At 34.1% G+C, this 13495-nt stretch carries 10 protein-coding genes and 1 pseudogene; 6 read left to right on the top strand and 5 right to left on the bottom strand.

What is annotated here, in order from left to right; genetic code table 11:
* Nucleotides 1-38: 38 nt before the first annotated feature.
* Nucleotides 39-815: a GNAT family N-acetyltransferase gene (locus ACFCYJ_RS02645; RefSeq protein WP_376070309.1), complete on the bottom strand. Its 777-nt coding sequence runs from the start codon at nucleotides 813-815 to the stop codon at nucleotides 39-41.
* A gap of 401 nt (nucleotides 816-1216) precedes the next feature.
* Here ACFCYJ_RS02645 and ACFCYJ_RS02640 point away from each other — a divergent pair, with 401 nt between their 5' ends.
* Nucleotides 1217-1660, top strand: coding sequence for an SRPBCC family protein (locus tag ACFCYJ_RS02640; protein WP_049665349.1), 444 nt, complete (start codon nucleotides 1217-1219; stop codon nucleotides 1658-1660).
* Between the two features lie 222 nt (nucleotides 1661-1882).
* On the opposite strand, the gene ACFCYJ_RS02635 is transcribed toward ACFCYJ_RS02640, so the two are convergent.
* Nucleotides 1883-2662 (bottom strand): alpha/beta fold hydrolase, encoded by a 780-nt coding sequence (locus ACFCYJ_RS02635; RefSeq protein ID WP_376070612.1) that lies wholly within the window; start codon nucleotides 2660-2662, stop codon nucleotides 1883-1885.
* A 586-nt stretch (nucleotides 2663-3248) separates the two neighbouring features.
* On the opposite strand from ACFCYJ_RS02635, the gene ACFCYJ_RS02630 reads away from it, so the two are divergent.
* On the top strand, nucleotides 3249-3905 hold the full coding sequence (locus tag ACFCYJ_RS02630; RefSeq protein WP_376070305.1) for a hypothetical protein: 657 nt from the start codon (nucleotides 3249-3251) through the stop codon (nucleotides 3903-3905).
* Nucleotides 3906-4202: 297 nt separating this feature from the next.
* Here the strand turns inward: ACFCYJ_RS02630 and ACFCYJ_RS02625 are convergent.
* Nucleotides 4203-5034: pseudogene (locus ACFCYJ_RS02625) on the bottom strand (tyrosine-type recombinase/integrase).
* Nucleotides 5035-5497: 463 nt separating this feature from the next.
* Here ACFCYJ_RS02625 and ACFCYJ_RS02620 point away from each other — a divergent pair.
* From ACFCYJ_RS02620 to ACFCYJ_RS02610, 3 genes are all read left to right on the top strand, one after another.
* A complete protein-coding gene (locus ACFCYJ_RS02620) occupies nucleotides 5498-7342 on the top strand; it encodes a serine hydrolase domain-containing protein (RefSeq protein WP_376070302.1) in 1845 nt (614 codons plus the stop codon).
* A gap of 1538 nt (nucleotides 7343-8880) precedes the next feature.
* Nucleotides 8881-8934, top strand: coding sequence for a YjcZ family sporulation protein (locus tag ACFCYJ_RS02615; RefSeq protein WP_376070609.1), 54 nt, complete (start codon nucleotides 8881-8883; stop codon nucleotides 8932-8934).
* Between the two features lie 232 nt (nucleotides 8935-9166).
* Nucleotides 9167-9274 (top strand): YjcZ family sporulation protein, encoded by a 108-nt coding sequence (locus ACFCYJ_RS02610; protein ID WP_376070299.1) that lies wholly within the window; start codon nucleotides 9167-9169, stop codon nucleotides 9272-9274.
* A 1451-nt stretch (nucleotides 9275-10725) separates the two neighbouring features.
* On the opposite strand, the gene ACFCYJ_RS02605 is transcribed toward ACFCYJ_RS02610, so the two are convergent.
* On the bottom strand, nucleotides 10726-11151 hold the full coding sequence (locus tag ACFCYJ_RS02605; RefSeq protein ID WP_376070296.1) for a hypothetical protein: 426 nt from the start codon (nucleotides 11149-11151) through the stop codon (nucleotides 10726-10728).
* A gap of 469 nt (nucleotides 11152-11620) precedes the next feature.
* Between ACFCYJ_RS02605 and ACFCYJ_RS02600 the strand changes: the two genes are divergently transcribed.
* A complete protein-coding gene (locus ACFCYJ_RS02600; RefSeq protein WP_376070293.1) occupies nucleotides 11621-12121 on the top strand; it encodes a tyrosine-type recombinase/integrase in 501 nt (166 codons plus the stop codon).
* 489 nt (nucleotides 12122-12610) lie between these two features.
* On the opposite strand, the gene ACFCYJ_RS02595 is transcribed toward ACFCYJ_RS02600, so the two are convergent.
* Entirely contained in the window at nucleotides 12611-13234 is a 624-nt protein-coding gene (locus ACFCYJ_RS02595) for a hypothetical protein (protein ID WP_376070290.1), read from the bottom strand.
* Nucleotides 13235-13495: the final 261 nt, after the last annotated feature.

Raw genomic sequence — 13495 nt, 5'->3', positions numbered from 1 at the left:
TGAGCTTCTATTAGCTAGTTTTTTAATAAGAGGCTCTACTACTTGGTAGAAGTTGACTGGCAGCCATAAGAGTATGCAAGACATAGAAAACCACTCTTTTCTAGGATAGGCCTACTCATTGAACTGGCGTCAACAGTAAGGAAAGGATGCCCATTTTCATATGCCTTTTTTGCACGAGTAGCTAAAAGTGCTGTATAATACCCTTTTCCTCGGAACAACGGTAGTGTTGAACCTCCCCATAAGCTGGCGAAGGAGGAGTTTTCTTCCAAATACATCCAAGCTGCACTTACAAGCTGACCATCTTCATAAATTCCATAAAGGTATAGGGATTCAGGATTATTCTGTTTATCTCTCCAAAGTCTTTCTCCCAGCTCAGCATGCGGTACATTCCAGATGGCATCTTCTAGAACAATAATGTCTTGAATGCCTTGTTCATCTGTTATTTCCTTTAAATTGAAGTGTCGGTCATTATTAAGCAAGGGGTGCTGTTCATCTAACTTCATGACCATTAGTGCTTCAGGGTCATCTATTGTGAATCCTTCTTGTTCAAGAATATCTTTCAAACTAGCAGGCTTGTCGTAGTTATACACCTTCCACTCAAAATCCTGCTCAAGGTTACTAAAATAGTTTAACTCGTTCTTAATAATTTCTCTTACATCGCCTTCGTTTACATTAGATGAGACAATGAACCCTTTTTCACCAAACTGTGAAATGTGACGCACGACATGTTCTGTTTCCTCTCTTATGTAACCTTTTACTTGAGCCTCTTGTCGAAGTTCTTTGTGGAATAGTGAGATTAATTCATTTTTATCCATGGGCGACCCTCCTATATTTTAAAAATTCTTTTTCTAACGAATCTTATTCCATTAATTAACATATTCATTAGTACCAATTATTTCAAAAGAAGACGTTCGACTCAATCTTTTTTTTCGTAAAAAAGACGCTTTTCCTTGTTCCATAATCGCGCCCGATTGTTGAAGATCGTTATTCCCCGATACCAGCCGTAAGAGAATCGCCTATCCCCAGATAACATAAAGGATTGAAATCCATATTTCACCTCAAATGATTAATTGTATTTTTATAGTATTCAGTTCAGTTACGATTAGAAACTATTTGGTTGTCATACAGCCAGGCACGAGGGACAAATCCCGCTTTGTTGGAAGTAACATATACATATATAAAGTACTTACTATTGAGATGGAAAGGGGGAAAATCAATGCCAAGCGGAACGCATCAGGTTGAGGTGGAGTTACCGATAAATAAGATTTGGGATTTTGTTAAGGATATGGATAACTGGGCTCCACTTATTCCTGGATATATTCAACACCGAAAAATTACTAACCGCCAGTCCACTTGGGAATTTTATAGTAACATCGGATTCATAAAGAAAAAGATTAATCTAATGGCCACTATAGAAGAATGGATTGAACCGACAAGGGTTACTTTTAATTTAAAGGGTTTAAATGAGGAACTTTCAGGCGGTGGCTATTTCCTGGCAGAAGTAATAGCTAAAAATAAAACGAGGATAACAGGCTTTCTTGAGATCAATGCTGGTGGTGCATTGGGACCGCTGGTTAATGAGGTATTAAAGTCTTATCTTCCTAAAGTAACAGAAGAAATGACGATTGGGATCTCTACAAAATTGGAGGAGCTTAATTAAAAAATGTTGCATAAAGTCATTGCTACACCACAGAAAATGAAAGATTATTACGTTCTTTCATGGGAGTTCAATAAGTAAAAAAGAGCTGCATATGCAACTCAATGTTATACAAGTAAAGCCCCGAATAATCTCACCTGCTCCTCAAATTAGCCCTCATCTATTTATGATGGGGGCTAATTGACGCTTACGTATTATTTGCGACAATGTTGCTATTCCGAGTCGTTATGCAAAAGAAGATAATAATTGGTTGAATCTATCGCGCTCCTCTAAAAAAGCGCAATGGCCGCTGTATTGGAACGGAACTAGCGTTGAATTTTTGATCAGCTTATTTGTTTCCTCAGCTTGAGTAAACGGAACGACTTTATCGTGAATTCCGTGAATAATTAATGTGGGTACATCCATTTGACCAAGATCGTTGTAAACATTTTCATCCCTAAGCGTGACCATAATGGCGGAAGTCGCCCAATTCGCCGCTTGTAATCCCATTAAAACGAACCAATCGGATTTCAGTTCGGAAATATACTGAAAGAAAAAAATTCGCGTTTGGTCTTGCAGCATTTGCGGTCGGTCATGATTTGTATCTACGATGATTTTATTTGTAAATTCTTTTGGAACGCTAGATGGAGAGGCAGCGTCGACCAGGACGAGTTTAGATACCCCATACCCTTTGTAACGAGCCATGTAACGGATCGAGATTGCACCTCCTGTAGAGTGTCCTACCAGTGTTATGTTGCTTAGCTGTAACGTCTCGATGACCATGCGGACATCATCTGCTAATCTATCGAAAGAATACCCGCTAAAAGGTTTATCCGATTTGCCATATCCCCTCCAGTCCATTCCAATACAACGATATCCAAGCGTTGGAAGGAAATTGAACTGATATTCGAACTGGTTATGGTTTAGCGGCCACCCATGAATAAACAGAATCGTTTTGTTTCCCTTTGGATTGATGTCCTCGATAAATACGTTGACGCCTGGTTCGACAGTTACAAAGTATCCCAAGTGTATCACCCCATTTATTAAAAAGTAATTTCCCATTAAGATATTCACCTAAGGCAGAGTGTATGCCTAATATCGGCGTTAAACTTTGTTGAGCTAGTGCGAAGTTCTGATGAATACAAACTTAAGAAACGCCCAAGGATGGTAGGGGGATTTTTCGATTTTTAATGCAATGGCGGAAAGCCCCTTTCCTCGTTGAAGCAGCATATTAGTATTGATATTTTCGCTCTATAATAAAGCGAATTCAACAGTTGAATTCGCTTCAAAAGGTTAAACAACAAACCAGAAAACGAGCGCTGATTCTTGTTACATAATCGCGCCCGATTATTGAATAACTTTTAACTTCTATTAGCTGGTTTAATTGAATAAGGAATTAGTATTTATTACTTTTAATTATCTAATTTTCTTTTAATCAACCCAACCCATTCACCTCTCTTGAAACATATAGCACGGAACCACAAAATGAATCAACCTTTATACAAATAATTCATCAGGCTTAAAGACCCATTCTTACTACCAAGGTATTTTGATAAAATCAAAAATATATTGTTAAACTACAATAAATATGCTTAAAGCACGGAGTGAAAGAATGAATACCTTTATAAAAGTTCTTTTAACTATACTTGGGGTTTTTGTATTATTGATCGCAAGTATCGCGTTATATTTTAGTGACTTTTCTGAAAAACGCAAAGTTAAAAAGTATGCAGAAGATACATATGGCTATGATGTAGAGATTAAACAATTATATAGAACAGGGATTGGTTCTGATTATGAATACGTTGTCTTTCCAAAAGATCATCAACATTTAGAATTCAAAATCATACTAAATCCTTATTCAGATACGATAACAGATAACCATGCAAGGGCCTTGGAAGCGGATAAAGCATTGCACAAATTGGATAAAGTGATTCCAGCTATTGAAGACCTCGGGTTTCAAGGTCCAGACTATACTAATAAGGAGATCAGCATACTCTTTTCGGATGAAACGAAAAAGCATGCTCTTTATTTATATACTGCTGCTCCAATTGAAATGGCTACCTTTGAAAAAAATGAATTGGACCGTTTCTTTGAATTGCAAAATTTAATAAAACAAAGTGGCGCTCCCATTACCTATGTGGTCGTCGAAGACATGAGGGGACCTGCTGATAGCAACTCCATTTTGTTCTATATGAAAGATGTACAAAGTACTAACACGAAAGAAGATTTCTTGTTACAGTTAAAAAAAGCTAACCGCGGTTTGAAGTGAGGTAAATACTATCTTACAACAGTCCTTTTCAGAAAAAGATATTAACCACATACGATTGTTTACTAAATAGACATACTCACGAAATGCATTACCTAAGTTTCTTCTAAGAAGTTACTTGGTAATGCATTTTTTCAAACGTTGGTTAGCTTAGTATGTAAGCTAGACTGTCCTTTGAACATCATTATCTAGGTCGGTCCATAAGACTATTTCTTGGGTGGTATTGCTCCACAATATGGCCCTATAACAGAAAAGACACGCACTTTTACATGGGTGTCTTGAATTACTAAGAGTTTAATTTTAAAAGTATTTACTGTAATAATCTTGTCTTAGTTTTCCGCTTAACTGAGCATATATCTTTGTAGTCTCACTCTTTTCATGCCCAAGTAAACTTTGGATGACATCTATTGGCGCACCGTTATTAATCATATGCGTTGCATAGCTGTGTCGTAATTGATGCGGATGTATACTCTTTTTTATTCCAGCCCGATTTGATACGCGCTTAATAATATATCTTAAATTATCAATGCTCATACGCCTTTTAGGCTTTCTGTCCGTAATAAACAAACAAGGATCTTCATCCTCTCGTTCATCTAAATACCTTTTTAACCAAATGGAGCAGCGAGTATTAAAGTATACTTCTCTTTCTTTATCACCTTTCCCTTGTACAATGACGGAATTTGTTCGAAAATCAATATCTTCACGATTTAATTTTACTACCTCCCCAATACGGCAACCGGTTGAATACATAAATTCAAATAGCGCATTTTCCATCGTTGTTTGGCAAGCTTCCCTTAGATGTTCAATCTCTAATTCTGAGAGAAACTTAGGAATTCTTTTACCTAATTTCGGCTCTTTCAATTTAGCAGCAGGATTTTTTAGAATATATCCCTCTTCATGTGACCATTTAAACACAACGAATCCTATGCCCTAAACTAGAAGGCTTTAAGTGATTTCCTGACTGTATTAAGTATTCTTTTAATTTTTCTGTACTAAATCCGTTCATATCAATATCACCAAAAAACCGCAATAAAAGATTGTATTGAAAACAATATGTTTTTAATGTAAGTGTTGAATATCCCTCGATTTTTTTATCTTGTTGGTATTTTTTCCACGCCTCGGATAATAACATTTATCTTTCACTCTCCTTCTAAGGTTAAATCTAGTATTCTATATTCTATTATGTTCAGAGAGAGGCTTTTTCATACAGTGATTATTCAATAAGCTAAGATATTGATAATTTCTAAAGTCTTTTTAACCAGTTAAAATTAGAAAAGGGGCCTTCCCCTTTTTCCAGGAAAGCGCCCGATTGTTGAACATCATATTTGTCTATTCAAACTAAGAATTAGAATTATTTCACCCCTAAATTTTTCAACATTAAAATTATTTTAGGTGTAGACTATGTTCCCGCATACCATATGTGTGGAGTATAAGTGGCAACACAAGAGATGTTGGTGGGTTTTATTATACAGGTTTCGCTCCCATTTAAATGAAATATTATATTCCACTAGTTATTTTACCTATTCTTAATTACAATATAATCGAATGGAATATTTAAACATTTCCAATAGATTGATGTAAAAGGGAGAGCGTTAATGCGAAAAATAATTTTAATAGTATTAGTACTAGTGTTTTGTTCTGTATCAGCTGTTTCTGCAAATGAAGATGTGATGACACCTTCAGGGATTCCTTATACTGAATTAAAGGATCGTGTGGATGAATATGTTTCTAAATATATTGGGACATCTACAGCTGGCGCGAATGTAGTAATTGTGAAGGACGGAGAAATTTTCATGAATACGTCCTATGGCTACGCAGATATTGAAAATCAGATTAAAGTCACACCAGATACTGTTTTTGAGTGGGGTTCTGTTGCGAAGCTTCTTGTGTGGAGCAGTGTAATGCAACTTGTAGAGCAGGGAAAGTTAGAATTAAATGAAGATATTCGCACGTATTTGCCAGACGGATTTTTAACCAAACTGCAATATAATGCTCCTATCACGATGTTGAATCTTATGCACCATAATGCTGGGTGGGAGGATAGATATATAGATTTATTCTATAAGTCAGCAAATGAAATAAAGCCCTTAGAAGAAATGCTTCACATTATTAAGCCTTATCAAGTGCATGAGCCAGGAAGTATAGTTGCCTATTCAAACTATGGTGTAGCACTGGCCGCTTTGATTGTAGAACATCTCACTGGACAACCATTTTATGAATATGTAAATGAACATATATTTTCTATTTTGAATATGAAAGACACATCGATTCACCCTACACAGCAAGATAACCTAAATATAGCAACAAAAAGAGATGCAGTTTTTGGATATCGTGGTAGTGAAGGTGAGTTAAGTATTTCAAAAAATGAGCGTATCTTTATCGGTTTGTATCCAGATGGTAGTGCAATTGGTACTATAGGGGATTTAGCTAAATTTATGATGGCGCTTATGCCAGCAGATGGTGAGAATAGCCCATTATTTAAAAACAATAGTACATTAGAAGAAATGCTGACGACGAGTGATTTTTATGACAATGGCTTTCCACGAAATGCGCATGGTTTTTGGGAAGGTCTTTATGCAGTAGGTGTATTGGGGCATGCAGGAAATACGGATAGTTTTTCTAGCAATTTCATCTTTTCCAAAGAAAACAAATTGAGTTTAATTATCATGACCAATCAGAAGAATGAAGTAGAGCTTAGTTATGGCTTACCAACACTCCTGTTCGGAGAATATTCACCAGCAAACGGGAATCAAGCCATGCCCAATGTACAGAAGCATGAGGGCAGTTACTATTGGGCAAGGCAGCCCTATAAAGGTTTCACCAAGCTATATGGGGCGCTAAATATTACTAATATTGAAGTGACAGAACCAAACAGAATTAATGCTTTTGGAGGGACGTATGAACAAATTGTTCCGTTTCTTTATAAATCTACAGATGATTCTAATGATTATCTTCATGTGACTTTGAACAATGGTCAAATGGAAAAAATCTCAATGCTAACAAGTGATATGATACCGGTCTCTCAAAGTTCGAAAATCTTTAAGCTGCTCAGTATCGTAGCCGTAACTTTTAGTATTCTTTATACAGTCATTACTCTACTAATCAGCTTAATCCAATCTATAAATAACAGAAAAAAAACAGTTCAATCTACAATTTCAAAAAAACGGGAAACAATACTACTTTTAGCGAATATCATACCTGTTATAAATGTAATTATTTTATTTTATAGAACATTTAATTACACTCCTTATGCCTCACTAAGAATTCATTTTTGGATAAATTATGCGTATGTTGTCATGGTAGCAGTTTGTATAGTTGCACTATTATTAGAGTGGCGGAAAAAGACGACAACACGTGGTCAAAAAATTCGCTATGGACTTTCTTGTGTCTCTGCGCTACTAGTTGTCATCTTAATTTTTGGCTGGGAGCTTTATTATTAAATTAGCTCTACTATATCTTACTTTTGTATCTTTCATTATAAGTCTATGAGTTCCAGGGAAAGCACACGTTACTTCCTTCCTCACTCTTGTGTATCTCTAAAAGTAGATCAATAGAATTCTCGTTCAGAGGCATTATATAAACGATTAGATTATCAATATGTAGATGAGTATGAAGTTGCTGTTGTTTTAATTAACTACTTCGAAAAGCTCATTTAAATTAAAACGACTCCTTTCTTATACAAACAAAAAATAGACAGAAAAGATTTGCCTCTTTGCAGCTCATTTCTGTCTGTTATATTTATTAATTTAGCTAAAGTACAACAACCGCTTTACAATGTTTGGAGTGTATGAACACATTTGGGTTTAATTATATAGGTCTGGTTCTTATTAAGCGTGGTTTTGGGAGGTTTTTAATCATTGTAAGGTAACCTTTCATAAAAGAATGTTATTCAATAATATGGCCCGATTGTTGAACATTTGTTAGATAACACTATTCAACTAAACTGCCGTTAGTTGAATAACAGTACTCCAATGAATCCGTTTAAAAAGCATCTGGTAAATGGTGCTCTTTATCTTTTCTTAATGCTTCAACTGATGTAATTTACTAATTTTCAAAATAATGATAGCGCTATGAGACGTATCGAGATTCAGTAACGCGTACCGTTGCCCATCTCGATTACTCTCCCAGCGCATAATAAAAGTCTTTATCCTTTGTTAAGATAAGGTATCAACCAGCTTAGTTTGTTCACACTTATGAATAATTTTCATAAATATTGGACAAATCTACATTAAACGATAATTAGCATTATTTAAACGAATAATCCCCTTTTGAACGATAAATTATGGGAAACATCCGATAATTAGAAAGTTGTGACCAAGGTATTTATATTATGTAAACTAAAATTATTTGGCGAGGAGGAGAGCTTGAATACGTAAACTCCCCATAATATCTGTACTTTTCGACTTGTAATTCTGAAGTTCCTTATAATTTTCATGTGAACGATAATTCTCCTTTTTTACGATAATGGGATGATTTTGTACAGATAAGAAGTATTGTTCTGGAAGTTTTTATACTTGCAACATGCTGCCATTGATGAGTTTATTTTGTATATTGCTATATTGAGATTGAAAAAATACTGGTCAATACGGTCATGAGTTATGAATATGATTTACGGCTCTTCTTTACCTTATTAACGGGTTTTGGCTGTTCGATCTGTTTAATTATGTTGTGTTTTCTCTTGTTTAATTCGTTTCCATCTTATAGATTTCAACGATAAAGGATTCATATATCTTTATCATAACAATAACCAGCATATCTATAATGGTTGATAGTTGACATTGTACCACTTTGGCACATGATATAGCCTCATGCATCATATGTTATTCCACCTTAAAGTCACAGTAACATCGATTTCTAGTTCTATGAAACCATGTCAACAAAGGATTTCGTAGAACGCCATAACTTTATTTTCTTAATGAAACAGCAGGCTCGGTGTTTATAAGTTTTATTCTAAGTCCCTCCGCAATAGCTTCCTGTAATTGTCGTTCTATTTATCCTTTTGATTATTGTCTGCGCTGCTTTCATGTATTAATCTAAAAAGTCTTTGTTAATACCAAATCACAAATAGCGAGAATGATGTGTACAGCTTATTTAGGTTTACACCACCTCATTTAAGGGTCCTTTTATTAGAGTGACCTTTTTCAATAAGACTTTTGATATATTTGGAAAATTATTTTTTAAAATGAAATTTATTAAGTAGATAATTATCGCAATCCCTATTGAAAACTTTACATATTATAAATTATGGAAGGAGGGGAATTACTATGTCTGAGTACTACGGTAGTGGAACTGGATCAGCATTTGCGCTAATTGTTGTTCTATTCATTCTTTTAATTATTGTCGGCGCTACTTTCATGACTAAAGGTTATTAATACCTAACACCGCCTCTAATGCTCATAACTATTAGGATAAAACAAACTTATCCTTTCACTTCTATTTCATTACTAAGGGTCACTATCCTCCGGTGACCTTTTTTTATATTCCACCTTTCAACCTTTAAAAGCATAATAAAAAGCCACGCTAGTGACTTTATTTTATCTAAACTTTAGATTTTTCAGCTTCAAGAAATTTACTTGTGATTACTTTTTCAATGGATTCGTATTTAGTAATTATAGTTGTTATTATTGTTAATTTAGGAACTGTAAAGAAAATTATTACTACAGAAGTAATACCTATAAAAGCAAATAATTATTGTTTAATCTGTAACTTCGATTTATTTATGTATTGATCATTTCCTGGCATCGTTATCTGAACAATGGCTATATAATTACTACTTCAACAACTTGTATCTAAATTGCTTATTCAACTATCCAGCGCCGTCAGTACAATAAGTTCGATATAAAGGCACTAAGTCTTTCTTTGGTCAAGAGAGCAACAATTTTTGGGAAAACAGCCGTTATTATTTACGTTTAGATACCTCTAATATAATATTCGTGTTTTGCTTGAATGATGAAGTATCCATGCGATGGACGAATAGCACTTTTGTAGCTTAAATACGAACATTTGGTTTTACCCTTAGAAAGATAGTTCGTTAATTATCTTTTGTTAGGAAATTTGTAAACAATCGTCTCTAACTATATATCACTTCAATCCCCCGCTTATTTTCAATGATTTATTGTGGACCGTTTATCGATTTTTTGAACGATAATTACCTCGGTTTAAACAAGTTGTCAATTTTTGTGATTTATCGTCGGAGGTGTTATTTATGTTACTCAATGCTACTATCGATGAATTTCTTATGTATTTAGAAGTTGAAAAAATCGCTCGGACATTTCACTTATTGATTACGAATATGATCTGAACAGCTTTGTGCCTTTCTAGAGTCACATAATCGAATATTAGACCAAATGATAATACTAAAGCACTTGTTCGTTGGTATATCCATGAACGTGTTAAAATGATCATTTGGCCCCATCTTCAATTGATTTGTAAAATTTCATCCTTACGTTCTTTCGTTAAAAATGGTGTGAATGAAAATATTGATTGGTATTGAAAAGCCGAAATTGATAAGAAATTACCTACTTATTAGACATTGCAAGTGCTACTTCGCTTTTTAGCTTATTTAGAGCGAGCTGAAGGCCGTTTAGCACCTAGGAATATGGCAATGTTGTATTGCTAGCAACTACAAGTATGCGGCGTTCTGATCTTGTTGAATTAACTTAGGGTCAATTAATTACTGATAATGCAGGTGTACATACACTTGTAGAGCATTCGTTCCATCAGATTGGTAGATTAGTCCAACTTGTATTTCTCTCGAGATTTGATGTAATGTCTACTAAATAATTCAAAAAGTTTAGGATAGAACGATGTTATTGACATCATTCTATTTTTTATTACGAATCGCTACTTTTTCTTCTTTTCCTTCCCATTTAATTTGAATAGGTACACTATTAGGAAGGGCATCACACGGCCCACCGCAGTTTACATAAATTTCAAATTCCTCTTGATTTTTAAATTCGCCTTCGCCAAATGTTGGGTTGTATGAAGATTCATATATTTCATATTTAAAATTTAATGGTTTAATTCCTTCTCCAATATAAGAGATGATATAGCTCCTATTGCTATCCATCTCGCTTACCATTTTTATATACCAATTATCACTTATACCTTCAAAATATTGTTTTTTAAATTCTGATTGACTTGTTTTTTTTTCATTTGTACAAGCACCAAGTATCATCATTAATACAAGACATCCAACCAGCAATAATAAAATTTTCTTATGGTCTAGTCCAAAAGAATGTCTATTCATAATTGGCCATCACCCTTCCTGATGAGAGAAATAAGTACTATTAATGGCTCTATGCTGTATGAAAGGCAGCTTTGCAATAAGGTCAACTAAATGTTCTCTTTCGTTCTACTTACTGTAAAAATTTATATTTCAGATAGATATAAATTGTACTGAATAACTACATTTCTTTATTTATATGTCATGCATACCTCATTTAATATCCCAAAAAGAAAGTTAACACAATGTTTGCAACTTATGTATGTATTACTTATGTAATAATTTTTGCAAGTATCGTTTAAATATACTTTAAACGATACTTAGAAGTTTATGACGAAGATATTTATATTATGTAAACTAAAATTATTTTGTGTGAAAGAGTGCTTCGTCAACTACCCATAATATCTATACTTTTCGACTTACAATCTATATGACCTTGACGGATCTACAACAGCTATTTAACTATTTAGAACGCGCCTAATCACGTTTTTCGATGCGGAATGAGCTAATGTTTAAATTATTAGCGACAACAGGCCTGAGACGTTCTGAACTTGTTTCATTAACATGGGAACAAGTTCATTTGGTAAATGAAACGATTCGAATTGATGGAAAAGGGAAAAAAGAACGGATATTGCCCCTACATCCACACTTAATTCCGCTTCTGGCAACCTATAAAGCTTCTTTTAGATCATATCAAATTTATCCAACAGAGCCTGTTTTTCTAAATAAAAATCGTAAAGCATTAGATCCGCGGGGTTTACATGTCATCTTTAAAGATGTGTTGAAAAAGGCAGGCCTCCCACCTACCCGCTTCACACTACATCACTTACGGCATACTTTTGCAACATTGATGTTACAGCAAAATAAAGAAAACGATGACTTACAAACACTTCAAGAACTACTTGGCCATGAAAGTATTACATCAACCCAAGTCTATACCCATGTTGAGTTTGAGCAGAAAAAGAAAGCAATTGATTCTTTTCGAATATTTTGATTCCTTTCTAGGAAAGAAACTCCCCGTAATTGGGTAGTTATCTTTTATTAAATATTTCGTAACCGTTTAAATGTGTTGGATAATTAGGTTGATAATGATTAGTCATTGACTGCGGTTGAATGGATAATTCAAATTTGTTGACGGCATTGTAAATACTTCAGGTTGAAATCCGACTTGGTGATGATAAGTATTCTGATAGCTCAAATAATACGGTTCCTAGACCGTAGTGGTTTGGTTTATCTTCTCTTATGAAGTAGCCTTTTATACCATAAGATCCTGTTGCGTAGCACGGGCAGATAACCTTTGTCCCGAAAGTTAATTCGTTTATATGAGATGCCTCATAGATATGTTGGTATCTCATTTTTGGAGAAATGAAAGACCTCTAAAAAGAAGCTCTCTATATAGTGTATTTGCAAAACATATTACACGTCATTTAACACGAAAAAACGCTTGGACATAACTTATCCAAGCGTTTATATATGTAATTACTTATCTCTTTTTATCTGAGTATAGTTTCATATATTTAAATTGTTCTTCTTTGGAATTTAACTTTAAGTAATCTACTTCTGTTGTATTCTCATTTGAATATTTTAAAGTGAATGAGCCTGCTTTATCTAAGTAAGTATTAACATACAATCCCTGATAATCCGTACTGTCTCTAAAATCAAAATAAGTACCCTTTTTATAGTCTAATAGGGTGATAAATATATCTTGATTGAAATATGTTAAGTATTCAAATTTGGATTCTGTATCATAACTAAACTCTATGTAATCTCCTTCCTTTGCGTGTGTCATTGGTGCAACCTCATTATCTAAGGCGACTTTCGCACTTTTTCCGTATGCATTGGAATTCTCAGTAAAATAAAAACCTTGTTCTTTAACTTTTCCAATAGCTGTATCGTAATTCCAAGAATCTTCAAAGTCTATATAAAACTTTTGAAGTTTATCATATTCGTCAAGTTCCACATCATCTAATTGCTCGGCCAATGTTTTCTCTTTTTGGTTCTGTGTTTTCGAACTATTTTGTACAACATTATCCTCTTTACTTGTGCAAGCATACATAACCATCAAAATAAATACAAAAAGGATACTAAAGCTAAACCATTTTTTCATACAATCCCACCTATTTTTTATTACTAATTATTTAATCATTTTCACCTACAACTTTCAATATGTACTTACTAAATTGTGGAATTAACACTAGAAAGATATACCATTATTATTGTAGAATTTATTTTAGCATTGGAGCAGTTTCGTTAAATCAAGCTGCTACCGATATTCAAACAGCGCACGATACTAATTCATCAGTGGATCCCCGAAGCTATAATATTGGTGAATCTGAAGTAAAGTGCAAATACATATGAAGGGAACTTA

Source organism: Lysinibacillus sp. NPDC056232 (genome assembly GCF_042267565.1).
Taxonomy (GTDB): domain Bacteria; phylum Bacillota; class Bacilli; order Bacillales_A; family Planococcaceae; genus Lysinibacillus.
Note: the sequence above shows the minus strand (reverse complement) of the source record. Positions and strands in the feature narration are given on the sequence as shown.

What these genes read in the sequence shown, in the direction of transcription:
- ACFCYJ_RS02645 (WP_376070309.1), bottom strand. Translation starts at nt 815, where the DNA reads ATGGATAAAAATGAATTAATCTCACTATTCCACAAAGAACTTCGACAA.
- ACFCYJ_RS02640 (WP_049665349.1), top strand. Translation starts at nt 1,217, where the DNA reads ATGCCAAGCGGAACGCATCAGGTTGAGGTGGAGTTACCGATAAATAAG.
- ACFCYJ_RS02630 (WP_376070305.1), top strand. Translation starts at nt 3,249, where the DNA reads ATGAATACCTTTATAAAAGTTCTTTTAACTATACTTGGGGTTTTTGTA.
- ACFCYJ_RS02620 (WP_376070302.1), top strand. Translation starts at nt 5,498, where the DNA reads ATGCGAAAAATAATTTTAATAGTATTAGTACTAGTGTTTTGTTCTGTA.
- ACFCYJ_RS02610 (WP_376070299.1), top strand. Translation starts at nt 9,167, where the DNA reads ATGTCTGAGTACTACGGTAGTGGAACTGGATCAGCATTTGCGCTAATT.
- ACFCYJ_RS02605 (WP_376070296.1), bottom strand. Translation starts at nt 11,151, where the DNA reads ATGAATAGACATTCTTTTGGACTAGACCATAAGAAAATTTTATTATTG.
- ACFCYJ_RS02600 (WP_376070293.1), top strand. Translation starts at nt 11,621, where the DNA reads ATGCGGAATGAGCTAATGTTTAAATTATTAGCGACAACAGGCCTGAGA.
- ACFCYJ_RS02595 (WP_376070290.1), bottom strand. Translation starts at nt 13,234, where the DNA reads ATGAAAAAATGGTTTAGCTTTAGTATCCTTTTTGTATTTATTTTGATG.